Origin of the sequence: Sphingomonas adhaesiva, assembly GCF_002374855.1 — a bacterium.
Lineage (GTDB): Bacteria > Pseudomonadota > Alphaproteobacteria > Sphingomonadales > Sphingomonadaceae > Sphingomonas > Sphingomonas adhaesiva.
Map to the genome: position 1 here is coordinate 22,438 of NZ_NWVC01000001.1, position 20,820 is coordinate 43,257.

A 20,820-nucleotide genomic window follows, 5' to 3' on the forward strand; every position below is an offset into this window, starting at 1 on the left:
CCATCGGGGACGCGTCGGATGGTGTTCGGCGGAACAAAATGGGACCTGTTGGAAAGCATTGGAAATCCCGCGATTCGCGATTGGGGATGATCGGGCGGCAGCGATATTATGTCGATAAAACAGGTGCTTATAAGAAATTCGACGCATTTGTGCGGCTGATGGCGAGTCAATGCGCTTTATTTCGTTTTTGTGTCCGCCAGCGGGCTTGATCGACTCATGCCGCTGTTCCTAATCCTGTGCTCCCGACGACGACCGTCGTTCCGGGAACAGGGTAACGTCTGATGACGACCGCGATGCATTCGCGGGCCGGGGGAAGATTGTTTTGTCGACGTGGCACGACGCAGGCAGGGGGCTTGCGCCGGCGGGAGAGTAATGCGTGGCGTCAGGGCGGGATCAGGGTGGCGGGACGAGCGCCGTGGCACAGGCATGGGCCTGTGTCCGCGCGAACCTGCGCCTGTCCGCCGGTGCGCGGCTGTTCGACCAGTGGCTGGCGCCGATCGCGCTGGTCGATGGCGAGGACGTCCAGGACATCCGCCTGACGCTGCCGTCCGCGTTCATGACCACCTGGGTCAAGAGCCACTATGCCGACCGGCTGCTCCACGAATTCCGCGCCGTCCTGCCGGGCGTGCGCAGCGTCGAGATCGATACCGCGCCGCGCGTCGCGCCGGTACAGGTGATCGCGGCGCCGGTGGTGGAGGCTGCCCCGGCCCCGGCTGTCGTGGCGCCAGTCGCCGCCCCGATCGCGTCGCAGGACGGCGGCGAGGCGGCCGAGCGCCCCGCGCTGGACCCACGGCTGACGTTCGACCGGTTCGTCGTCGATCCGTCGAACATGGTCGCGCTGAACGCCGCACGCGCGCTGGCACAGCCCGGGCCGGTACGGTTCAGCCCGCTGTTCCTCCATGGCGGCACCGGGCAGGGCAAGACCCACCTGATGAACGCGATCGCGCATGATTTCCTGGCATCGCACCCGAACGCGCGGGTGATGCTGATGTCGGCGGAGCGGTTCATGTTCGAATTCGTCGCGGCGATGCGCGCGCGCGACACGTTCGCGTTCAAGGCGCGGCTGCGCAGCTGCGACCTGCTGCTGATCGACGACCTGCAGTTCATCGCCGGCAAGGACGCGACGCAGGAAGAGTTCTTCCACACCGTCAACGAGATCATGGCGGCGGGCAAGCGGCTGGTGATCGCCGCCGATCGCGCGCCACAGGCGCTGGACGGGGTCGAGCCGCGCATCCTGGGCCGGCTGTCGGCGGGGCTGGTGGCGGATATCCGTCCGTCCTCGCCCGAGCTGCGCCATGCGGTGCTGATGCGCCGCATCGCGGACATGCCCGACGTGAAGGTGCCGGGCGAGGTGATCGAGATGCTGGCATCGCGCATCACCAGCAGCATCCGAGAGCTGGAAGGCGCGCTGACCCGCGTCACCGCCTATGCCATGCTGACCGGCGAGACGATCGACATGGCGTTCGCGCAGGCGACGCTGGGCGACATGCTGCGCGGCGCGCAGCGGCGCGTGACGATCGACCAGATCCAGAAGGCGGTCGCCGACCATTTCGAGATGAAGCCGCTGGACCTGGTCTCGGCCCGCCGCGCCCGTGCCGTCGCCCGCCCGCGGCAGATCGCGATGTATCTGGCCAAGCGGCTGACCACCCGCTCGCTGCCCGAGATCGGCCGCAAGTTCGGCGGGCGCGACCATTCGACGGTGATCCATGCGGTGCGCCGTATCGAGGAACTGCGCGACACCGATCGCGACGTCGACGGCGCGGTCCGTGTTCTGCTGGGCCAGCTGGAAGGCTGACCCGGCCTGCGGCGGCTAGGCCGCCTGGCGATATTTCGGCGCCGGCAGCGGCGCGTGATCGACGACGGGCGCGGAGGTGGACGCCTCGACAGCGTGCCCGCGGCGCCGCGACGGGACGATCAGGCGGCTGACCAGCACCAGCAGCCCGAGCGCGGCATAGGCCATCAGCACATGTTCGAGATCGAACAGCAGCGCGATCGCGAAGCCGATGCGCAGCCATAGCGGATCGAAGCCGAAATCCTCCCCCAGCGCGGCACACACGCCGAACAGATGATCCTTGGGGGCAGGGTGGGTGGTGGCGGTCATGATGGCGAACTCCGTTGCTGAGCGTCGCTAAGCAGGCGGCGTGCCAATTTCGTTAAGTGACGGAATTACCTTGCGTTGTCCCGGACGGGCGGGAGATGGCGGGTCGCCGATCGGCGCAACTCGCCAGATGTTGGCGAGCCGCGCGGCGCTTTCCGCCGAACCGGCCGGGACCGCTCAGCCGAACGGCGGGATGATATCCGCGCCATGGCGGGTCGTCTTGTCATAGGCGGCGTCATGCTCGCCGATCCGGCGTAGCACGGCCATGCCGGCGTCGTTGATCCGATCGCAACCGGCGGCATTCATTACCGCGACCACCTCACCGCGATGGTCCCACGCGTAGCGGACGTGACCGTCCTCATGCGCGAGCAGCGTCGCGCGGAACCGGTCGAATTGCGCGCGAACGCCGGCGGGCACGTCAGGGTCGGAAAGGCGCGGCACGGTGACGACGGCGGAGAACGTGATCGCGTCCAGCGTGGTCGTGCAGGTGCCCGCCGCATCACGCCGCCAGCGCCAGTTGATGTTCCAGCGCGTCAGGCCATCGACTCGCTGGTGGTCATTCGGATCGGTCGGCCGCGCGGCGTCGATCGAGTGGCGGATCGCCGCGACGCTGCGGCCGCTGACGGGATAATCCTCGATCCGCACATTGGGGATGCCCGCGAACGGCGTGGTCGCGCCTTGCAACGCGAGGAGAGTAGCGGCGGTGATGGCGGTCCGCATGGATCCTAGACCAGCAGCCCCATCGCCTCCTGCGTCCGGCGCAGCATCGGCGTGGCAAGCGCGGCGGCCTTCTCCGCGCCGTCGCGCAGAATCGCGTCGATCGCGCTGCGATCCGCCAGCAGGCGCAGCATCTCGTCGCGGATCGGCGCGAGCCTCGCGACCGCCAGGTCGGCGAGCACGGGCTTGAACTGGCCGAAGCCCTTGCCGGCGAACTCGCCCAGCACGTCGTCGGCGGTGCGATCCGCCAGCGCCGCGAAGATGGTGACGAGGTTGCGAGCCTCGGCCCGGCCCTCCAGCTCCGTTATGGTCGCGGGCAGCAGGTCGGGATCGGTCTTGGCCTTGCGGAACTTGTCGGCGATCGTCTCGTCCGAATCGACCAGCTTGACCAGCGACTGTTCCGACGGGTTCGACTTTGACATCTTCGCCGACGCATCGCGCAGCGACATGATGCGCGGCGCGGCGGCGCTGACCAAAGGTTCGGGCAGGGTGAACAGCTCGGTCGCGTAATCGTTGTTGAACTTGGTCGCGATGTCGCGCGCCAGTTCCAGATGCTGCTTCTGGTCCTCGCCCACCGGGACATGCGTGGCGTTGTAGAGCAGCACGTCGGCGGCCATCAGCACCGGATAGTCGTACAGGCCGACGCTGGCGCCCTCGCGGTTCTTGCCCGCCTTGTCTTTGAACTGCGTCATGCGGTTCAGCCAGCCGACCCGCGCGACGTTGTTGAGCAGCCACGACAGCTCGCTGTGCGCGGGCACGCGCGCCTGGTTGAACAGGATCGAGCGCGCCGGGTCGATCCCGGCGGCGACCAGCGTCGCGGTCATCTCGACGGTATTGTCGCGCAGCTGGTCCGGGGCGATCCACTCGGTCAGGCCGTGGAGATCGGCGATGAAGTACATCGTCTCGCCGCCCGATGCCTGGATATCGTCCTGCATCGCCACCCACTGCTTCACCGCGCCCAGGTAATTGCCCAGGTGGAGGTTGCCGGTCGGCTTGATACCGGAAACGACGCGCATGTTGGTCATCGGGAAGAGGCTCTGCGACGAAGGAGGGAACGAAGGTCCGCCACGCGGAACGCGCCGGTGGCGAAGCAGGCGAGCACATAGATGGCGACGCCCGCGCCGACCAGCCCCGCGAGCGCCGCGCCGCGCCGCACCAGCGAGCCGGTCAGGAACGGATCGACCCAGGGCGTGACGAGCAGCAGCGACGCGCCCATCAGCAGCGCGGCCAGGATCAGCCGCGGCACCTTGCGCTTCACCTGCGGATCGAGCGCGAAATGGCCGCGGCGCGACAGCACGACATAGAGCGACGCCACGTTGACCGTGGAGGCGAGCGCGGTGGCGAGCGGCGGGCCGATCTGCCCGATGTTCCAATGCGCCAGCGTGGGTATGAGGATGAGGTTGCCGACCAGGTTGATCGCGACCGACCAGAGCGCCAGGCGCACCGGCGTCTTCGTGTCGGCGCGCGCGTAGAAGCCGGGGGTCAGCACCTTGACCAGCACATAGCTGGGCAGCCCGATCGAGAAGGCGGCCAGCGCCTGCGCCGCGCGGGTCGTGTCGGCGGGGCCGAACGCGCCGTGCTGGAACAGGCCGCGCACGATCGGTTCGGCGGCGAAGACGAAGGCGGCGGTCGCCGGCAGGGTAAGGAACAGCGCCAGTTCCAGCCCGCGGTTCTGCGTCTCCATCGCCTCCGCGTCCTTGCCCTCCGACAACAGGCGCGAGACGACCGGCAGCAGGATCGTGCCCAGCCCGATCCCGATCAACCCGAGCGGCAGCTGGTTCAGGCGATCGGCATAATAGATCGCCGAGATCGACCCCGCCGACAGCAGCCCGCCGGCGAGCGCGGTGGAGATGGCCAGATTGATCTGCGCCGCGCCCGCGCCGGTGGCGGCGGGGACGATCAGCTTGAGCATCTGCTTCACGTCGTCGTCGATGCGCGGGCGTCGGAGCTTCAGGCTGACGCCGGCGCGGCGGCACGCCCACCACAGCCACGCCAGTTGCAGGACGCCGCCGACGGTGACCGAGATCGCCTGCGCCCGCGCGGTGGCGTAAGGGTCACCGCCGTGGAAGAAGATCAGCGCGCCCACCATCGCGACGTTGAGCAGGATCGGCGCGGCGGCATTGACCCAGAAACGGTGCAGCGAGTTGAGGATCCCGCCCAGCAGCGAGACGAGCGAGATCAGCAGCAGATAGGGGATGGTGAAGCGCGACAGCATCACCGCGAAGGCGAATTGCTCCGCGCTGGGATGCTGGCGTTCGAACCCGCCGGACAGCGCCCAGGTGATCGGCCAGGCGGCGATCAGCATCCCGGCGGTGAAGACCAGCAGTACCGGCAGCAGCAGCGCCAGCGCGCGCTCGGCGAAATCGACCCCCGCCGCCGTCCCGCCGCCTTCGGCCACCTTGCGGTTGAACAGCGGGATGAACGCGGCGGAAAAGGCGCCCTCCGCGAACAGCGCGCGGAACATGTTGGGCAGCCGGAACGCGACGAAGAAGGCGTCGGACGCGAAGCCCGCGCCGACATAGCTTGCCTGCAGCGTGTCGCGGACGAGCGCGAGCACGCGGCTGGCGAGCGTCAGCCCGCCGACCGAGCCGAGCGCCTTGACGAGGTTCATGCCGTGCGCCCGCCGCGACGATCGCGATCAGGCGTGGCCGACCTCGTCACCGAACTGGATGCCCTGGGCCTGCGCCTGCTGGAGGAACAGCGCGTTGAAGTCGATCGGCTCCAGCAGCAGCGGCGGGAAGCCGCCGTCGCGGATCGCATCGGCGACGACGCGGCGCGCGAACGGGAACAGCAGCCGCGGGCCTTCGCCCAGCAGGAACGGCTGGATATGTTCGGCCGGCACGTTGCGCAGCCCGAACAGCCCGGCATAGGACAGTTCGGCGATGAACGCGGTCTTCCCCGCGGAGGTCGCGCGTACCTCGATCTTCAGCGTCACTTCGTGCACTTCGTCGCCGACCTGAGCGGCGGCGATATCGAACTGGACGTTGATTTCCGGGGGCTGCTGTTCCTGGAAGACCGCCGGGGCGTTCGGGTTCTCGAACGACAGGTCCTTCACATATTGCGAGATCAGCCCGGCCGCCGGTGCGGTGTCGGCGCCGTTCGCCAGCGGTTCGCCGCCGGTGGCGTTCGGATTGCCCTGTTCGTCCATTTCCTGTCCCTTCGCATGGCGGCACGCCCGGTCCGGCGGGCGGCGCGTAAGTGACGGGCGGTTAGCAGCGCGATCGGCGGGATACAATGCGAGCGTCGATGATTTGAAAGTCAGCGCTTCGACGCCTATGTGATACGTTCAGCATAGTGGAGTTGCCGTGTTCTACGTTGTCCTACTCGCCATGGTCGCGGCCTTCCTGGCGCTGCGCCTGTATTCGGTGCTGGGAAAGCGCGGTGGGCACGAGCAGCCGCTGCCCCGCGCCGCGGAGGACCGCGTGCCGGCGCCGGCGATGCCGCGCCCCGTCGATGCCGCACCCGAGGTCCGCGAGCCGGCCGTCCGTCCGTTCGAGGGCGCGGCGGAATCCGGGTTGCGCACGATCGTGCAGGCCGAGCCGGGGTTCGACGTCGCGCGCTTCGTAGAAGGGGCGAAGGGGGCGTACCGGATGGTGCTGGAAGCGTTCTGGCGCGGCGACGAACAGGCGCTGCGGACGTTGGTGACCGATGACGTCTTCGCCAGCTTCTCTCAGGCGATTGCCGACCGGCGAGAAGCGGGGCACGTTCTGGACAACCGCCTGGTCACGATCGAGCGGGCGATGATCTCCGCCGCGTCGGTCCAGAATGGCGAGGCGCGGATCACGGTGCGGTTCGATGCGGACATTGCCGCGGTGACGCGCGATGCCGAGGGGCAGGTGATCGCCGGTTCGACCAGCGACGCGATCGAGACGCATGACGTGTGGACGTTCGTGCGAACCGTGCGCAGCAGCGATCCCAACTGGCTGCTCGCCGACACCGACGAGGCGTAATTTCGCCTGCGGGTGGGCGATCAAGGGGGTTCGATGACGAGAAGCGGCATGATCGCGCTGGCGGGGGCGCTGGCGCTTGGCGCGTGCGTCGGTCCCGGGCGTCTACCCGATACCGCGGGGCACCGGCCGCCGTCGCGTCCCGGCACGACGGCGCCGTGGACGCCGTCCCATCCGCCCGCCCGGCAGCCGACCCCATCGGTCCCGCTGCCGCCCGTGGCGGGCGGCGTCGTGCCCGCTGGTGCGGCGAATGCCACGGCGGCAGGACTGGTGCGCGGGCCCGATGCGCTGAGCCTGCCGTTCGATTCGGCGCAGGCCGCCGGTGCGTTGGCAGCGTTTCGCGTCAGCTGCCCCAGCCTGATCCGCCGCGCCGACACGTCGGGGCTGGCGAACGGCGCCGACTGGCAGCCGGCCTGCACCGCCGCGGCGCAGACCGCGCCGCGCGATGCCGCCACCTTCTTCCAGCGGTGGTTCGAGCCGGTGCAGGTCGGCGACGGCCGCGCCTTCGCCACCGGTTACTATATCCCAGAGATCGCCGGATCGCGTGAACCGCGCGCCGGCTATGCGCCGGTCTATGCGCGGCCGGACGATCTGGTCGATGTCGACCTGGGCACCTTTTCCCCGGCACTGGCGGGAAAGTCGATCCGCGGGCGTGTGGAAGGCCGCAAGCTGGTGCCCTATTACGATCGCACAGCGATCGAGGAAGGCGCGCTGAACGGGCGTGCCCGCATTCTTGGCTATGCCGTCGATCCGGTCGAGCTGTTCTTCCTGCAGGTGCAGGGATCGGGGCTGGTGCGGATGCCGGACGGGTCGATCCTGCGCATCGGATACGACAGCCAGAACGGCCGCGACTATACCGGCATCGGTGCGCTGATGAAGAGCCGCGGGCTGCTCCAGCCCGGGCAGACGTCGATGCAGGGGATCGTCGCCTGGCTGCACGCCCATCCTGAGGAAGGGCGCGCGATCATGCGCGAGAACAAGAGCTACGTGTTCTTCCGCGAATTGTCCGGCGCGCCGCTGGGCGCGCTGGGCCTGCCGGTCAGCGGCGGGGCGACGGTCGCCGCCGACCCGGCGTTCATCCCGCTGGGCGCGCCGGTGTTCCTGTCGATGGACCGCGCCGACGCCAACGGGGTGTGGATCGCGCAGGATACCGGCGGGGCGATCAAGGGCGCGAACCGTGTCGATACCTTCTGGGGCGCGGGCGAGGAGGCACGCGCGATCGCCGGCGGGATGAGCGCGCGCGGCACCGCGTTCGTGCTGCTGCCGATCGGCAGTTATGACCGCTGGCTGGCGCGGGGCGCAAGCGCGGCGGCAACCGGGGGCCGCGGTGGCGGGTCGACGCCTCGGCGCTGACGAGGAGGCGCTGTGGGCGCGGGTACGCGCGACGGTGCGCGCCCTGCCGGGACGCCGTAGCGGCGACGCGGCAACGCCGGCCCCGGCGGCGCCCGTTCAGCAGCCCTTGCGGGGGCCGCGGGTGGCGGCGCCCGCCGCGATGCCGACCGTGTCCTTTCCCGCGCGCGCGCCGGGCCACACGCTGGACGGCGGCTGGGACCGGCGCCTGGCGAGCGGCGTGGTCGCGCCGGACCGGACCATCGACCTGCACGGCCATACGCTGTCGTCCGCGCATGCCGCGCTGGACCGCGGCGTGGCGCAGGCGATCGCGCATGGCGACCGCGTGATCCTGCTGGTGACGGGCAAGCCGCCGCGCCCCGAAAGCCACCGCCCGCACGCGCGCGGCGCGATCCGCGCGTCGATCGAGGACTGGCTGCGGCTGTCGCGCCATGCCGGGGCGATCGCGGCGATCCGCGGCGCCCATCCCCGTCACGGCGGGACGGGCGCGCTGTACGTTATCCTTCGCCGGCAGCGCGCGACCAACTCTTAACCTTTCGCTGTCAAACCCCTGCGCCACTACCAGCAAGGTTGATGACGAGGGGGTCGCGACGTCGATGGCGATGGCCGGGCACAAGAAGGTGAGGCTGCTCGGCCTGGCGACCGCGGGCGCGCTGGCCACGCCGCTGGTGGCGGTGATCGCGGTGCCGCGACTTCGCCTGGAAAGCCTGCTGATCGCGACGCTGCCGTGCCTGGCGATCGGGTGCCTGCTGGCGACCTACTGGCTCATTCGCGTCCGCGTGGCGATTTCCGCCGCGGTCGAGCGGCTGGAGAGCGCATCGCGCGGCGACCTGGCGGCGCCGATCCCACCCGAATCGACCGCGGTGACCCCGCGGCTCGCCTATGCGATCGACACGCTGTTGGCGCGGCTGCGCGACGATCTGTCGCAGGCCAATGACAGTGCGGCGCGCGATGCGCTGACCGGGCTGGCGAGCCGTGCCCACTTCCTGCGCCAGGCCGAGGAGACGATCGCGCGGATGCCGGCCGATGGCGCCGCGGCGCTGTTCTTCGTCGATCTGGACCGGTTCAAGGCGATCAACGACACGCGCGGCCATGCGTGCGGCGACCGCCTGCTGGCGAAGGTGGCGGACCGGTTGCGCGCGATCACCTCCACCGTCTGCCCGGACGGATCGCTGATCGGGCGGCTGGCGGGCGACGAATTCACGCTGATGTGCCCCACGCTGGACGACGACGCGACCATCGACACCATCGGGCAGGCGATCCTGACGACGCTGGAGGCGCCGTTCGCGATCGACGGCGCCTCGATCGCGGTGGGGGCGTCGGTGGGCGTGGCGTGCTACCCCGATCACGGCGTGACGTTGCGCGACCTGATGGCTGCGGCCGATGCGGCGATGTACCATTCGAAGGCCGGCGGGCGCGCGCGCGTGTCGCGCTATGACGCGAAGCTGGCGTCCGAGCTGGACGAGCGCAACCGGCTGGACCGCGAGCTGCGCGCCGCCGTCCGCCACGAACAATTCGCGCTGGCGTTCCAGCCGCAGATCGCGCTGGCCGATGGCGCGTTGCTGGTCAGCGAGGCGCTGCTGCGCTGGCGCCATCCGACGCAGGGGCTGCGCCCCGCCGCCGAATTTCTGTCGCGTGCCGAGATAACCGGGCAGATGGGCGCGATCAGCGACTGGGTGGCGCACCATGCGGCGATCACCGCCGCGCGCTGGCACCGCGAAGGGCGGGCAGGGCGGCTGGCACTGAACGTCGGGCGCCAGCAGGTGGACGACACGACGTTCCTGGCGCGGTTGATGGAGGCGTTCGCCGACGCCCGCGCCCCGCTGGAGCGGCTGGAGGTGGAATTGCCCGAAAGCGTCGCCATGTCCTGTTCGCCGGCGGCGCTGGCGATGCTGGCGACGCTGCGGCGCGCGGGTGCGCGGATCACGATCGACGATTTCGGGATCGGCGAATCGAACGTCCAGCGGTTGCGCGCGCTGCCGGTCGATCGCATCAAGCTGGACCGCGTGCTGGTGCGCGACGTGGCGGTCGATCACGGCGCGCGTACGATCCTGCACGCGCTGGTCGGGCTGGTCCACGGGCTGGGATGCGACGCGGTGGCCGAGGGTGTTGAGACCGACGCGCAGATCGACGTGCTGCGCGTGATGGGGTGCGATGCGGTCCAGGGCTATGCGATTGCGCGCCCGATGGAGGATGAGGCGCTGGCGCGGTGGATCGGCGTCAACGCGGCGCGAGCGCGCGCGTGATGATGCCGGCGTAGATCCGGGTCAGCTGTTCCAGATCGGCGATCGCCACCGCTTCGTCGGCCTTGTGCATCGTCGCGTTGAGGAGGCCGAATTCCACCACCGGGCAGACCGCGCGCAGGAAACGCGCGTCGGACGTGCCGCCGGTGGTCGACAGTTCGGGCACGATGCCGGTCTCCGCCTCGATCGCGGCGGATACCAATGCGGACAGCGCGCCCGGCTCGGTCAGGAATGCCTCGCCGGAGATGCGGGGGGTGACGACCGCCTCGGGCGCGTGCGCGTGGACGATCGCGGCGACCCGCTGCGCCAGACCCGCGCCGCTATGCCGGTCGTTGAAGCGGATGCTGATCCGCGCGCTGGCCCGCGCCGGAATGACGTTGGTGGCCGGATTGCCGACGGTGATGTCGGTGATCTCCAGGTTCGACGGCTGGAACCAGTCGGATCCGTCATCCAGCACCAGCGCGTCCAGATCGCGCAGGATCGCCACCAGCCGCGGGATCGGATTGTCGGCCAGATGCGGATAGGCGACGTGCCCCTGCCGCCCGGGCACCTCGATCCAGATGTTGACCGACCCGCGCCGGCCGACCTTCACCATATCCCCCAGCGCGGCGACGCTGGTCGGTTCGCCGACGACGCACATGTCGGGGGCAAGCCCGCGCGCGCGCATCCGCTCGATCAGAGCGACGGTGCCGAACGTCGCCGGCCCTTCCTCGTCACCGGTGATGATGAGCGTCAGGCGCCCGGTCGCGGGGGCGTGCGGGATGGCGGCGACGAAGGCTGCGATCGCCCCCTTCATGTCCACCGCGCCGCGCCCGTGGAGCATTCCGCCGCGCACGTCGGGAACGAACGGCCCGGCGGTCCAGCCCTCGCCCGGCGGGACGACGTCTACATGCCCCGCGAAGGCAAGGTGCGGGCCGGTGTCGCCGCGGGTCGCCAGCAGGTTCTCGACCGGGCCGTCGGGCGCGTCGCCGACGACGAACCGCTCCACGGCGAAGCCGAGCGGGACGAGCGCGGCCTCCAGCACGTCGAACACCTGCCCGCGCGCGGGCGTGACGCTGTCGGCGGCGATCAGATCGCCGGCCAGCCGGAGGACGTCGAGCATCAGGCGACCGGCTGTTCGAACTTCTCGATCACCCATTCCTCCTCCTGCGCGGCGGCGATCCAGTCTTGCAGGAAGGGGTGGCCCAGCACCGCGGAGATATAGGCAACGGCGAAGCGCGGGGCGGGCAGCGAATAGGTGACGATGCGCGTGCACACGGGCGCGAACATGATGTCGGCCGCGCCGAACGTGCCGAACAGGAAATCGCCCTCGCCGCCGAACCGTGCGCGCGCCTGCGCCCACAGTTCGAACAGGCGCGCAAGGTCGGCGCGCACGTCGGCATCCGGGGGCACCGGATCGAACGCGCGGCGGATGTTCATGCTGTGCTTGCGGCGCAGCGCGACGAAGCTGGAATGCATTTCCGCGGCCATCGACCGCGCCATCGCGCGCGCCGCTTCGTTCGCGGGCCAGAAACGGTCGCGTCCGACCTTGTCGGCGAGATAGTCGACGATCGCCAGACTGTCCCACACCACCGCGTCGCCGTCCCACAGGATCGGCACCTTGCCGGATGACGGCGCGAACTCGGCCCCTTCGCGGCGGCGGTCCCATTCCTCGTCGTACAGAGGGACGACGACTTCCTCGAACGACAGCCCCGACTGGCGACATGCGAGCCAGCCGCGCAGCGACCAGGAGGAATAGGCCTTGTTGCCGATGATGAGCTTCATGCGCCGTGGTTAGGCGGTGGCGCGCGGCAGGGCAACATTCCGCGCATCGTCAAATCGGGTAGCGGCGGGGGTGGTGAGGCGCGCGTTAACCGCGCTTCTCCATCGGGCGGAAGCGGGGTCGGCATAGGTTAGGGCTGTCATCGGGACCAATGAGGGGGACGATCCTGCCATGCTGAATGCGACCAACGACACCATCGCCTGCACCGCATCGCTGTCTTCGCGTGCGCCCGCGTTCCTGCGGGAACCCAGCTTCGTGTTCGAACGCCCGCTGCCGGTGCCGAGCCGTTCGGAGCAGCTGCGCGCGCAGATCGTCGCGGCGCAGCAGACGCGCCGCTGATCCCGGCCGGCCCGGGCGCGGTCGTCAGCTGATCGCGTCGAGGACCGCGGCGCGCAGTTCGGGGATGCCCATCCCCAGCTCGCTCGACGTCGCGATGATTTCCGGATGCGCGGCGGGGTGCTTGCGCGCCTCGTCCGCGGTCGCCTGCGTCACGGCGGCCAGATCGGTCGCCTTGACCTTGTCGGCCTTGGTCAGGACCAGGCGGTAGCCGACGGCCGCCTTGTCCAGCATTTCCAGCACCTCGCGGTCGACATCCTTGATGCCGTGGCGGCTGTCGATCAGCACCAGTGCGCGCTTGAGCACCTGCCGCCCGCGCAGATAGTCGTTCACCAGGAAGCGCCACTTCTTGACCATGTCCTTGGGCGCCTTGGCAAAGCCGTAGCCGGGCATGTCGACGAGACGGAAGGCGAGCGGCGCGCCGACGTCGAAGAAGTTCAGCTCCTGCGTACGCCCCGGCGTGACCGAGGTGCGCGCCAGCGCCTTGCGCCCCGCCAGCGCGTTGAGCAGCGACGACTTGCCGACGTTCGAGCGGCCCGCGAAGGCCACTTCCGGCGCGTCGGGCGCGGGCAGGAATTGCAGCGCGGGCGCCGACTTCAGGAAGTCGATCCGGCCCGCGAACAGCCGGCGCCCGGCCTCGATCCGCGCCGCCGCGGCGGCGGGATCATGATCGGGGGCGGGCGTGGACGCGGGCTGGGGGATATCCTCGGTCACTTGGCGGCCGCTTCCTTAAGCTGCGGATGGCGGCTGTACAGGAACTTCTGCTGCGCGATCGAGACGCAGTTGGTGGTGATCCAGTAGATCTGCAGCCCGACCGCGAACGGCGCCATCACGAACATCAGCACCCACGGCAGGATCGCGAACACCTGCTGCTGGGTCGGGTCCATCTGCTGCGGGTTCAGGCGGAACTGGAAGAACATCGAGATGCCCAGCAGCACCGGCACCACGCCGATCGCCAGGATATGCGGCAGCGTGATCGGGATATAGCCGAACAGGTTCAGGATCGTCGCGGGATCGGGCGCGGACAGATCCTTGATCCACAGGATGAACGGCTGGTGGCGCATCTCGATCGTCAGCATCAGCGCCTTGTACAGCGCGTAGAAGATCGGGATCTGGATCAGCGTCGGCAGGCACCCGGCCAGCGGATTGACCTTTTCCGCCTTGTACAGCGCCATGATCTCCTGTTGCTGGCGCTGCTTGTCGTCCTTGTAGCGTTCCTGGATCGCCTTCATCTTCGGCTGGAGCGCGCGCATCGCCGCCATGCTGGCGAACTGGCGCTGCGCGATCGGGAAGACCAGCGCGCGGATCGTCAGCGTCAGGATGATGATCGCGACGCCGAAGTTGCCGATCAGGCGGAACAGCCAGTCGAGGTAATAGAAGATCGGCTTTTCGACCAGACGGAACCAGCCCCAGTCGATCGCATAGTCCAGCTTCACCACCGCGCCGGTGTCGGTGTAGCGGTCGAGCAGCTTCACTTCCTTGGCGCCGGCGAACATCTTCGCGGTCTGCGTTACCTGGCGACCGGGCGGCAGCAGCTGCGCGGCGCTGGTGAAATCGGCCTGATAGGCGTTGTTCGCCCCGGCGCGGAACTGGCCGTCGAAGGCGCGCGACTGATCGGGGACCAGCGCGGCGAGCCAGTATTTGTCGGTGAAGCCCAGCCAGCCGCCGGTGGTGGTGAAGCTGGTCGGCGCCTCGTCAACATCCTTGAAGTTCGGATTGTAGTGCGCCGCGCCGTTGCTGACCGACATCGGGCCGGTGTGGATCGTCCAGCTGTCCGGATCCTTCGACACGCCGATCCGGTTGACGAGGCCATAGGCCGCGACCGGGACCGGCGCATTGCCGGCGTTGGCGACGGTCTGCTTCACGGTGAACAGGTAGTCGTCGTCGACCGCGATCTGGATCGCGAAGGTCTGGCCCTTGCCGTTCGACGCCGTCAGCGTGACCGGCGTGCGCGGGGTCAGCACCGGGGCGGAGGCGGTCCACACGGTGTCGGCGGTGGGCGGGGCCAGCCCGGCGTCGCGCCAGCCGAACGAGGCGAAATAGGCATCGGGCGCGCCGGCGGGCGAGAACAGCCGGATCGGCGGCGAATCCTTCGCCACCGTTTCCTTGTACCGGGTCAGCACCAGATCATCGATCCGCGCGCCGCGCAGGTTGATCGACCCCTTCAACGCGGGCGTGTCGATGCGCACGCGCGGCGTTTCGGCCAGCACGACCTGGCGGCTGCGAATCGCGGCGGGCGCGTCGGCGGTTGGATCGGCCGCCGGATTGGCGACGGGCTTGTTCTTGCCGTCGACCATCTTCGTCGCCGGCGGATTCGCCGTCGGGAAGAAGCGGTTCTGGACCAGCGGCCATCCGAACAGGATCAGCGCCGCGATCACCGCGAACAGCACGAAATTCTTGGTCTCGTCCTTCACCTGGACCCCAATTCTGTTGTCACGGCACCGGATCGTGGCCGTGCCCGCCCCATGGATGGCATCGCGCGATGCGCCGCGCCGCCAGCCATCCACCCTTTACCGCGCCATAGCGGCCAAGCGCCTCGATTGCATAGGCGGAACATGACGGCTGGAACCGGCACGACGGCGGCAGGACCAGTGACGGCCCCAGTTGCCAAGCCCGCGCGACGAGGATCATCAGCCGGGCGATCATCGCCGGCGCGCGCCGGGCGGGCGACGCGGCGGCAGATCGCCGGAGATCGCGCGCGCCAGCGCCTTATCGAGATCGGCGACCAGCGCGGACCAGTCGCGATCCAGTGCGGGCGCACGGCCGATCAGCACATGATCCGCCCCCGCCATGCCCGCGGCCGGCAGCACTTCACGCGCCAGCGCGCGGAACCGCCGCTTGATGCGGTTGCGCACCACGGCATTGCCGATCTTCTTGGTGACGGTGATGCCGATGCGCATCGCGGGATCATCGTCCTCGCGCGGGCGCACCAAAAGTACGAAGCCGGGCATCGGAGACCGACGCCCGGCATTCGCGGCCAGATAATCCGATCGCTTCGTCATCCGGCCGATCACGGCCGGACGCCGAATTACGCCGACAGCTTCTTGCGGCCGCGCGCGCGACGCGCCCGGATCACCGCACGGCCGCCGACCGTCGCCATCCGCGCGCGGAAGCCGTGACGGCGGGCGCGCACCAGATTGCTCGGCTGAAAGGTCCGCTTCATGGTTCATATCCCGAATTCAAATGTCAAAAGGCCGCCACAAGGACGGCCCGTAGATGGCGGCGCCTAAGCGATGCACGCCCCAAAGTCAACGTGCCGCCGCCGCCCGATCGCGCGCGCGCCGGCGCAGCGCGCTGCGCCGGCGCATCGCGGTATCCGCCAGCCGCCCGGCGCGCGGCCAGCGCCGCTTGATCCGCGCGAACCGCACCCGCGCGGCGTGCGAATTGCGCAATACCAGCACCAGCCCGCCCGCGAAGGCCAACGTTCCCGCCGGCCCCGGCAACGGCGCGACGACCGGCGCGGCCAGCATCAGCAGGATGCCGGCGGACAGTTGCGCGTAGCGGGAGGCGGGGTGGCGAACGGCCATGGGCTCCATGTGGGGCACGTGTGTTAAACCCGCAAGACACTACGGGCGACATTCCCAACCCTGCCAAAGCGGCTATGAACGGGCGGTGACGGGGGGAACATGGTCGCGATCGTATCGACGGTAGCCTATCTGGGGCTGGAGGCGCGCAGCGTCGAGGTGCAAGTGCAGCTGATCCCCGGCCTGCCGGCGTTCAACGTCGTCGGGCTGGCGGACAAGGCGGTCGGCGAAAGCCGCGAGCGGGTGCGCGGCGCGATCGCGTCGATGGGGCTGTCGCTGCCGCCCAAGCGGATCGCGGTGAACCTGTCGCCCGCCGACCTGCCCAAGGAAGGATCGCATTTCGACCTGCCGATCGCGCTGGGGCTGCTGGCGGCGATGGGCGTGGTGGATGCCGAGGCGCTGGCCGATTACGTGATCGTCGGCGAACTGGGGCTGGACGGGCGGCTGGCGCCGTCGCCGGGCGTGCTGCTGGCCGCGATCCACGCCGGGGCGGAGGGCAAGGGGCTGATCTGTCCCGCGGCGCAGGGGCCGGAGGCGGCGTGGAGCGGCGGGATCGAGGTGGTCGCCGCGCCCGACCTGCTGGGACTGCTCAACCACCTGAAGGGGCAGGGGCTGCTCGCCGCGCCGCAACCGGGCGAGGTGAACGAGCGCGCGGGCGGGCCGGACCTGCGCCAGGTGAAGGGACAGGAGGTCGCCAAGCGCGCGCTGGAGATCGCCGCGGCCGGATCGCACAATCTCTTGATGGTCGGGCCGCCGGGGGCGGGCAAGTCGCTGATGGCGGCATGCCTGCCGGGCATCCTGCCGCCGCTCGACCCCGCCGAGGCGCTGGAAGTGTCGATGGTCCAGTCGGTCGCTGGCGCGCTGCCCGGCGGCACGCTGACGCGCACGCGACCGTTCCGCAGCCCGCATCATTCCGCCAGCATGGCGGCGCTGACCGGCGGCGGGCTGAAGGTGAAGCCGGGTGAGGTCAGCCTGGCGCATATGGGCGTGCTGTTCCTGGACGAGCTGCCCGAATTCCAGCGCGCGGTGCTCGATTCGCTGCGCCAGCCGCTGGAGACGGGGACGGTCAGCGTCGCGCGCGCCAACGCGCACGTCACCTATCCGGCGCGGGTGCAGTTGATCGCGGCGATGAACCCGTGCCGTTGCGGGCATCTGGGCGATGCCTCGCTGGCGTGCGCACGAGCGCCCAAATGCGCGGCGGATTATCAGGCGAAGGTTTCGGGACCGCTGCTGGACCGCATCGACCTGCATGTCGAGGTGGCGGCAGTGAGCGCGGTCGACCTGACGCTGCCGCCGCCCGCGGAAGGATCGGCCGAGGTCGCGGCGCGCGTCGCGGCGGCGCGCGCGGTGCAGGCAGCGCGGCTGGTGGGCACAGGGGCGCGCACCAATGCGGAGCTGGAGGGGGAAGTGCTGGAACGGTTCGCCTCGCCCGACGAGGCGGGGCGTGCGTTGCTGGCGCAGGCGGCGGCGACGATGAAGCTGTCGGCGCGGGGGTATATGCGCATCCTGCGCGTGGCGCGGACGATCGCGGACCTGGCGGGCGCGGAGGCGGTCGGGCGGATTCATGTCGCCGAGGCGCTGGGGTATCGGCGGCAGCCGCCGCGGAATTGAATGCGCGCGAAGACGCGAAGACGCGAAGAAGTCGGTTCATGCGGAGGCGCGGAGGTGTTGTGAGCGGTGGCGCGTAGCGCCCTTTATTCTCCACGCGGAAAATTGATGAGCCGCCCGTGGCGGCTCGGGACATCGCGGCGGGCGCGACGCCTCCGCGTCTCCGCGCCTCCGCGTGAACCTACGGCTTGCGGAAGCTGTCGACGTCGCGCGCCGGGCCGGCGCCCGATGGGGCCGCGGGTGGTTCGATTGCGACGGGTTCCTTCGTGTCGAACCCGCCCTCCCATTTCGCGATTACGGCGCTGGCGACCGCGTTGCCGATCACGTTGGTGGCGGTGCGGCCCATGTCGAGGAAGTGGTCGATCGCCAGGATCAGCAGCAGCCCCGCTTCCGGCAGGTTGAACATGGGCAGCGTCGCGGCGATCACCACCAGGCTGGCGCGCGGTACGCCGGCGATCCCCTTCGACGTGACCATCAGCACCAGCAGCATCGTCACCATCTGCCCCAGCGACATGTCGATGCCATAGGCCTGGGCGATGAAGATCGACGCGAAGGTCATGTAGATCATCGACCCGTCGAGGTTGAACGAATAGCCCAGCGGCAGCACGAAACTGGCGATGCGCGGCGGTACGCCGAACCGGTCGAGCGCCTCCAGCATCCGCGGATAGGCGGCCTCCGACGAGGCGGTGGAGAAAGCGACCAGCAACGGTTCGCGCACATAGCGGATCAGCTCGCGGATGCGCGGCCCGATGAACAGGAAGCCGATCGTCAGCAGGATCGCCCACAGGCAGAGCAGGGCGAGGTAGAAGCTGCCCATGAAATAGGCCAGCTGCCCGATCACCGCCGGCCCGCGCTCCGTCAGCGTGCCCGCCACCGCGGCGAAGACGGCCAGCGGGGCGACGCGCATGACGTAATCGGTCACCTGCAGCATCACATGCACCAGCGCGTCGACCGCGCGGACCAGCGGCGCGGCCTTTTCGCCCACCGCGGTGATCGCGACGCCGACGAAGACGGACATGACGACGATCTGCAGGATCTCGTTCTTCGCCATGGCATCGACCATCGATGCCGGGACGATATGCGCGAAGAAATCCTTCAGGTTGAAGGCCGCGGTTTCCAGCCCGGCCGAACTGTTGGCGGCCGGCAGCGCCAGCCCCAGCCCGACGCCGGGCTGCAACAGGTTGACCATCAGCAGCCCCAGCGAGAGCGACAGCAGGCTGGCGGCGATGAACCAGCCCAGGCTGCGCGCCCCGATCCGGCCCAGCGCGGCGGTATCGCCCATCTGCGCGATGCCCGACACCAGCGTCGCAAACACAAGCGGCGCGATGATCATCTTGATGAGGCGCAGGAAGATCGTGGTGACGATCGAGAAATAGCCCGCGATCCGCGTCACCAGTTCCTTGCCCGCAGGAGAGCCGTCGTCGAGCCAGCCGTTGAGGATGAGGCCGGTGACGAGGCCGAGCGCCAGCCCGGCAAGGATATACAAGGTCAGCCGCTTGGCCATTCGATGCTCCCGCTTGATGCGTGCGAGGGAAAGGAGATTGCGCGGGCGCGGTCAAGCGCCTGTTGACCGATTACCGCCCGTCATCATGACGCGGGGGCGGCGCGGCCCCTCACGCCGCGGCCGTCAATACCTCGCCCAGCAGCCGGAAATCACGTTCGCGCGGGGAGGCGCGGCGCCACACCAGCGCCAGCGTTCGGCTGGGATGATCGGCATCGAGCGGGCGGGCAACGACGTTGGTGTGGTCGAGGATGCCGGCGTCGAGCGCGATCTTGGGCAGCATCGTCACCCCCAGCCCGTTGTCGACCATCTGCACCATCGTGTGCAGCGAGGTGCCGAGCATCGTGGCCTCGGCGCGCAGTTCGGCGCGGTTGCACGCCGCCAACGCATGTTCCTTCAGGCAATGGCCATCCTCCAGCAGCAGCAGCCGGGTCTCGTCGATGTCGGCGGGGCGCACCGGGGCGGGGTCGGCGGGCATCTCGCCTTCGGGGAAGGCGAGGAACAGGTGATCGTCGAACAGCTTCATCGCGGTCACCTCGCCGCACGCATAGGGCAGCGCGAGCAGCACGCAGTCGGTGCGGCCGTTGTGGAGCGACTCGCACGCCGGGCCGCTCGGCTCCTCGCGCAGGAACAGCTTCAGGTCGGGATAGTCGCGGCGCAGGCGCGGCAGGATGCGCGGCAGCAGGAACGGCGCGATCGTGGGGATGACGCTCATCCGCATTTCCCCAGACAGCGGGCGCCCGGCGGCACGCGCCATGTCGCCCAGTTCCTCCGCCTCGCGCAGGACGACGCGCGCCTTGGCGGCGATCTGCTCGCCGAGCGGGGTGAAGCGGACGACGCGGCGCGTGCGCTCCACCAGCGTCACGCCGATCAGCGTCTCCAACTCGCGCAACCCCGCCGACAGGGTGGATTGCGTGACGAAGCACGCCTCCGCCGCGCGGCCGAAATGGCCGTGATCCTTCAGCGCGACCAGATATTGCAGCTGTTTCAGGGTAGGCAGGTAGGTCGCAGCCATTCATCGCTCCGGTCGATCACTAGTCTTGTCATAGTCGATTGGATCAATCACGCCAAACGCCTATATTCGTCGTCACAGCATGGATGGCGCCGCACGAACGGCAGCCGCCTGCGGAGAGGATGGCTGGAAAACCCATTTCCAAGAGGAGCCATTCGATGCTGACCATCGGCGATACCTTCCCCGCCATCACCGTTCCCGTCCAGCAGGGCACCGACGCGCTGCCGGCCGGCGAGACGCTGGACCTGACCACCGCCTATCCGGGCAAGTGGAAGGTGCTGTTCTACTGGCCGAAGGACTTCACCTTCGTCTGCCCGACCGAGATCGTCGGCTACAGCCAGATCAAGGGCGATTTCGAGGACCGCGACGCGGTGCTGATCGGTGCGTCGACCGACACCGCGCACGTTCACCTCGCGTGGCGCAAGTCGGATCCGGATCTCGCAGCGGCCGATTTCCCGTGGCTGGCCGATAACGGCGCGAAGCTGGCCGATGCGCTGGGCATCCTCGACAAGAACGAGCATGTCGCGTTCCGCGCCACCTTCATCGTCGACCCGGACAACGTCATCCAGGCGGTGCAGGTCAATGGTCTGAACGTCGGCCGCAACCCGGCCGAGACGCTGCGCGTGCTCGACGCTCTGCAGACCGACGAACTGTGCCCGTGCAACTGGAACAAGGGCGACGACGTGCTGAGGGTCGCGGCCTGATCCCGCCGGGGCGGGGGC

General features: G+C 69.4%; 23 protein-coding genes. 8 read left to right on the top strand and 15 right to left on the bottom strand.

The window, feature by feature from the left end; all coding sequences use genetic code 11:
• The first annotated feature begins 415 nt into the window (after positions 1-415).
• Entirely contained in the window at positions 416-1,795 is a 1,380-nt protein-coding gene (dnaA, locus tag COA07_RS00135; protein WP_245841932.1) for a chromosomal replication initiator protein DnaA, read from the top strand.
• A gap of 15 nt (positions 1,796-1,810) precedes the next feature.
• Here the strand turns inward: dnaA and COA07_RS00140 are convergent, their stop codons facing one another.
• From COA07_RS00140 to secB, 5 genes are all read right to left on the bottom strand, one after another.
• A complete protein-coding gene (locus COA07_RS00140) occupies positions 1,811-2,101 on the bottom strand; it encodes a PspC domain-containing protein (RefSeq protein ID WP_066711183.1) in 291 nt (96 codons plus the stop codon).
• 174 nt (positions 2,102-2,275) lie between these two features.
• Positions 2,276-2,818, bottom strand: a complete 543-nt coding sequence (locus COA07_RS00145; protein ID WP_083956874.1) for a DUF922 domain-containing protein — start codon at positions 2,816-2,818, stop codon at positions 2,276-2,278.
• Between the two features lie 5 nt (positions 2,819-2,823).
• Entirely contained in the window at positions 2,824-3,831 is a 1,008-nt protein-coding gene (gene trpS, locus COA07_RS00150) for a tryptophan--tRNA ligase (protein ID WP_066711195.1), read from the bottom strand.
• 5 nt (positions 3,832-3,836) lie between these two features.
• Entirely contained in the window at positions 3,837-5,426 is a 1,590-nt protein-coding gene (murJ, locus tag COA07_RS00155; protein WP_066711180.1) for a murein biosynthesis integral membrane protein MurJ, read from the bottom strand.
• A 27-nt stretch (positions 5,427-5,453) separates the two neighbouring features.
• The gene (secB, locus tag COA07_RS00160) at positions 5,454-5,963 is read right to left on the bottom strand and encodes a protein-export chaperone SecB (protein WP_066711178.1); all 510 of its coding nucleotides are present in this window, start codon (positions 5,961-5,963) and stop codon (positions 5,454-5,456) included.
• Positions 5,964-6,120: 157 nt separating this feature from the next.
• On the opposite strand from secB, the gene COA07_RS00165 reads away from it, so the two are divergent.
• The 4 genes from COA07_RS00165 (at position 6,121) to COA07_RS00180 (ending at position 10,358) form a co-directional block, all read left to right on the top strand.
• Complete coding sequence (locus tag COA07_RS00165; RefSeq protein WP_141396449.1) at positions 6,121-6,765, top strand: Tim44/TimA family putative adaptor protein; 645 nt, start codon at positions 6,121-6,123, stop codon at positions 6,763-6,765.
• A 33-nt stretch (positions 6,766-6,798) separates the two neighbouring features.
• A complete protein-coding gene (gene mltA / locus COA07_RS00170) occupies positions 6,799-8,115 on the top strand; it encodes a murein transglycosylase A (RefSeq protein WP_096640313.1) in 1,317 nt (438 codons plus the stop codon).
• 121 nt (positions 8,116-8,236) lie between these two features.
• Positions 8,237-8,644 carry a Smr/MutS family protein gene (locus tag COA07_RS00175; RefSeq protein WP_342747635.1) on the top strand — a complete coding sequence of 136 codons (408 nt, stop codon included), beginning with the start codon at positions 8,237-8,239 and terminating at the stop codon, positions 8,642-8,644.
• A gap of 70 nt (positions 8,645-8,714) precedes the next feature.
• A complete protein-coding gene (locus COA07_RS00180) occupies positions 8,715-10,358 on the top strand; it encodes a putative bifunctional diguanylate cyclase/phosphodiesterase (protein ID WP_169924214.1) in 1,644 nt (547 codons plus the stop codon).
• Here COA07_RS00180 and dapE read toward each other — a convergent pair.
• Together dapE and COA07_RS00190 are read right to left on the bottom strand one after the other, a co-directional pair.
• Positions 10,333-11,457 carry a succinyl-diaminopimelate desuccinylase gene (dapE, locus tag COA07_RS00185; protein WP_066709047.1) on the bottom strand — a complete coding sequence of 375 codons (1,125 nt, stop codon included), beginning with the start codon at positions 11,455-11,457 and terminating at the stop codon, positions 10,333-10,335. The genes COA07_RS00180 and dapE overlap by 26 nt on opposite strands.
• Positions 11,457-12,119, bottom strand: a complete 663-nt coding sequence (locus tag COA07_RS00190) for a glutathione S-transferase family protein (protein ID WP_066709044.1) — start codon at positions 12,117-12,119, stop codon at positions 11,457-11,459. Before COA07_RS00190 ends, dapE begins: the two co-directional genes overlap by 1 nt.
• Before the next feature lie 169 nt (positions 12,120-12,288).
• On the opposite strand from COA07_RS00190, the gene COA07_RS18130 reads away from it, so the two are divergent.
• Positions 12,289-12,456 carry a hypothetical protein gene (locus COA07_RS18130; RefSeq protein ID WP_157085187.1) on the top strand — a complete coding sequence of 56 codons (168 nt, stop codon included), beginning with the start codon at positions 12,289-12,291 and terminating at the stop codon, positions 12,454-12,456.
• Between the two features lie 24 nt (positions 12,457-12,480).
• On the opposite strand, the gene yihA is transcribed toward COA07_RS18130, so the two are convergent.
• From yihA to COA07_RS00220, 6 genes are all read right to left on the bottom strand, one after another.
• The gene (gene yihA, locus COA07_RS00195; RefSeq protein ID WP_245841995.1) at positions 12,481-13,095 is read right to left on the bottom strand and encodes a ribosome biogenesis GTP-binding protein YihA/YsxC; all 615 of its coding nucleotides are present in this window, start codon (positions 13,093-13,095) and stop codon (positions 12,481-12,483) included.
• A gap of 68 nt (positions 13,096-13,163) precedes the next feature.
• Positions 13,164-14,867 carry a membrane protein insertase YidC gene (gene yidC / locus COA07_RS00200; protein ID WP_066709041.1) on the bottom strand — a complete coding sequence of 568 codons (1,704 nt, stop codon included), beginning with the start codon at positions 14,865-14,867 and terminating at the stop codon, positions 13,164-13,166.
• Positions 14,868-14,886: 19 nt separating this feature from the next.
• The gene (gene yidD / locus COA07_RS00205) at positions 14,887-15,099 is read right to left on the bottom strand and encodes a membrane protein insertion efficiency factor YidD (protein WP_066709037.1); all 213 of its coding nucleotides are present in this window, start codon (positions 15,097-15,099) and stop codon (positions 14,887-14,889) included.
• Entirely contained in the window at positions 15,096-15,455 is a 360-nt protein-coding gene (gene rnpA, locus COA07_RS00210; protein WP_066709035.1) for a ribonuclease P protein component, read from the bottom strand. Before rnpA ends, yidD begins: the two co-directional genes overlap by 4 nt.
• A gap of 26 nt (positions 15,456-15,481) precedes the next feature.
• Positions 15,482-15,616 (bottom strand): 50S ribosomal protein L34, encoded by a 135-nt coding sequence (gene rpmH / locus COA07_RS00215; RefSeq protein WP_028056723.1) that lies wholly within the window; start codon positions 15,614-15,616, stop codon positions 15,482-15,484.
• Positions 15,617-15,701: 85 nt separating this feature from the next.
• The gene (locus tag COA07_RS00220) at positions 15,702-15,980 is read right to left on the bottom strand and encodes a hypothetical protein (protein WP_066709063.1); all 279 of its coding nucleotides are present in this window, start codon (positions 15,978-15,980) and stop codon (positions 15,702-15,704) included.
• 99 nt (positions 15,981-16,079) lie between these two features.
• On the opposite strand from COA07_RS00220, the gene COA07_RS00225 reads away from it, so the two are divergent.
• Positions 16,080-17,588, top strand: coding sequence for a YifB family Mg chelatase-like AAA ATPase (locus COA07_RS00225; protein WP_066709032.1), 1,509 nt, complete (start codon positions 16,080-16,082; stop codon positions 17,586-17,588).
• A gap of 178 nt (positions 17,589-17,766) precedes the next feature.
• On the opposite strand, the gene COA07_RS00230 is transcribed toward COA07_RS00225, so the two are convergent.
• Together COA07_RS00230 and COA07_RS00235 are read right to left on the bottom strand one after the other, a co-directional pair.
• Positions 17,767-19,089: a dicarboxylate/amino acid:cation symporter gene (locus tag COA07_RS00230; RefSeq protein ID WP_066709028.1), complete on the bottom strand. Its 1,323-nt coding sequence runs from the start codon at positions 19,087-19,089 to the stop codon at positions 17,767-17,769.
• 109 nt (positions 19,090-19,198) lie between these two features.
• Positions 19,199-20,101, bottom strand: coding sequence for a hydrogen peroxide-inducible genes activator (locus COA07_RS00235; protein ID WP_066709025.1), 903 nt, complete (start codon positions 20,099-20,101; stop codon positions 19,199-19,201).
• Positions 20,102-20,256: 155 nt separating this feature from the next.
• Here COA07_RS00235 and COA07_RS00240 point away from each other — a divergent pair, with 155 nt between their 5' ends.
• Positions 20,257-20,802, top strand: a complete 546-nt coding sequence (locus COA07_RS00240) for a peroxiredoxin (RefSeq protein WP_066709022.1) — start codon at positions 20,257-20,259, stop codon at positions 20,800-20,802.
• Positions 20,803-20,820 lie beyond the last annotated feature (18 nt).

What these genes read in the sequence shown, in the direction of transcription:
- trpS (WP_066711195.1), bottom strand. Translation starts at nt 3,831, where the DNA reads ATGCGCGTCGTTTCCGGTATCAAGCCGACCGGCAACCTCCACCTGGGC.
- mltA (WP_096640313.1), top strand. Translation starts at nt 6,799, where the DNA reads ATGACGAGAAGCGGCATGATCGCGCTGGCGGGGGCGCTGGCGCTTGGC.
- COA07_RS00190 (WP_066709044.1), bottom strand. Translation starts at nt 12,119, where the DNA reads ATGAAGCTCATCATCGGCAACAAGGCCTATTCCTCCTGGTCGCTGCGC.
- dapE (WP_066709047.1), bottom strand. Translation starts at nt 11,457, where the DNA reads ATGCTCGACGTCCTCCGGCTGGCCGGCGATCTGATCGCCGCCGACAGC.
- COA07_RS00220 (WP_066709063.1), bottom strand. Translation starts at nt 15,980, where the DNA reads ATGGCCGTTCGCCACCCCGCCTCCCGCTACGCGCAACTGTCCGCCGGC.
- COA07_RS00235 (WP_066709025.1), bottom strand. Translation starts at nt 20,101, where the DNA reads ATGGCTGCGACCTACCTGCCTACCCTGAAACAGCTGCAATATCTGGTC.
- COA07_RS18130 (WP_157085187.1), top strand. Translation starts at nt 12,289, where the DNA reads ATGCTGAATGCGACCAACGACACCATCGCCTGCACCGCATCGCTGTCT.
- rnpA (WP_066709035.1), bottom strand. Translation starts at nt 15,455, where the DNA reads ATGACGAAGCGATCGGATTATCTGGCCGCGAATGCCGGGCGTCGGTCT.
- yidD (WP_066709037.1), bottom strand. Translation starts at nt 15,099, where the DNA reads ATGATCGCCCGGCTGATGATCCTCGTCGCGCGGGCTTGGCAACTGGGG.
- COA07_RS00230 (WP_066709028.1), bottom strand. Translation starts at nt 19,089, where the DNA reads ATGGCCAAGCGGCTGACCTTGTATATCCTTGCCGGGCTGGCGCTCGGC.
- rpmH (WP_028056723.1), bottom strand. Translation starts at nt 15,616, where the DNA reads ATGAAGCGGACCTTTCAGCCGAGCAATCTGGTGCGCGCCCGCCGTCAC.
- COA07_RS00225 (WP_066709032.1), top strand. Translation starts at nt 16,080, where the DNA reads ATGGTCGCGATCGTATCGACGGTAGCCTATCTGGGGCTGGAGGCGCGC.
- COA07_RS00240 (WP_066709022.1), top strand. Translation starts at nt 20,257, where the DNA reads ATGCTGACCATCGGCGATACCTTCCCCGCCATCACCGTTCCCGTCCAG.
- secB (WP_066711178.1), bottom strand. Translation starts at nt 5,963, where the DNA reads ATGGACGAACAGGGCAATCCGAACGCCACCGGCGGCGAACCGCTGGCG.
- COA07_RS00180 (WP_169924214.1), top strand. Translation starts at nt 8,715, where the DNA reads ATGGCCGGGCACAAGAAGGTGAGGCTGCTCGGCCTGGCGACCGCGGGC.
- COA07_RS00145 (WP_083956874.1), bottom strand. Translation starts at nt 2,818, where the DNA reads ATGCGGACCGCCATCACCGCCGCTACTCTCCTCGCGTTGCAAGGCGCG.
- murJ (WP_066711180.1), bottom strand. Translation starts at nt 5,426, where the DNA reads ATGAACCTCGTCAAGGCGCTCGGCTCGGTCGGCGGGCTGACGCTCGCC.
- COA07_RS00140 (WP_066711183.1), bottom strand. Translation starts at nt 2,101, where the DNA reads ATGACCGCCACCACCCACCCTGCCCCCAAGGATCATCTGTTCGGCGTG.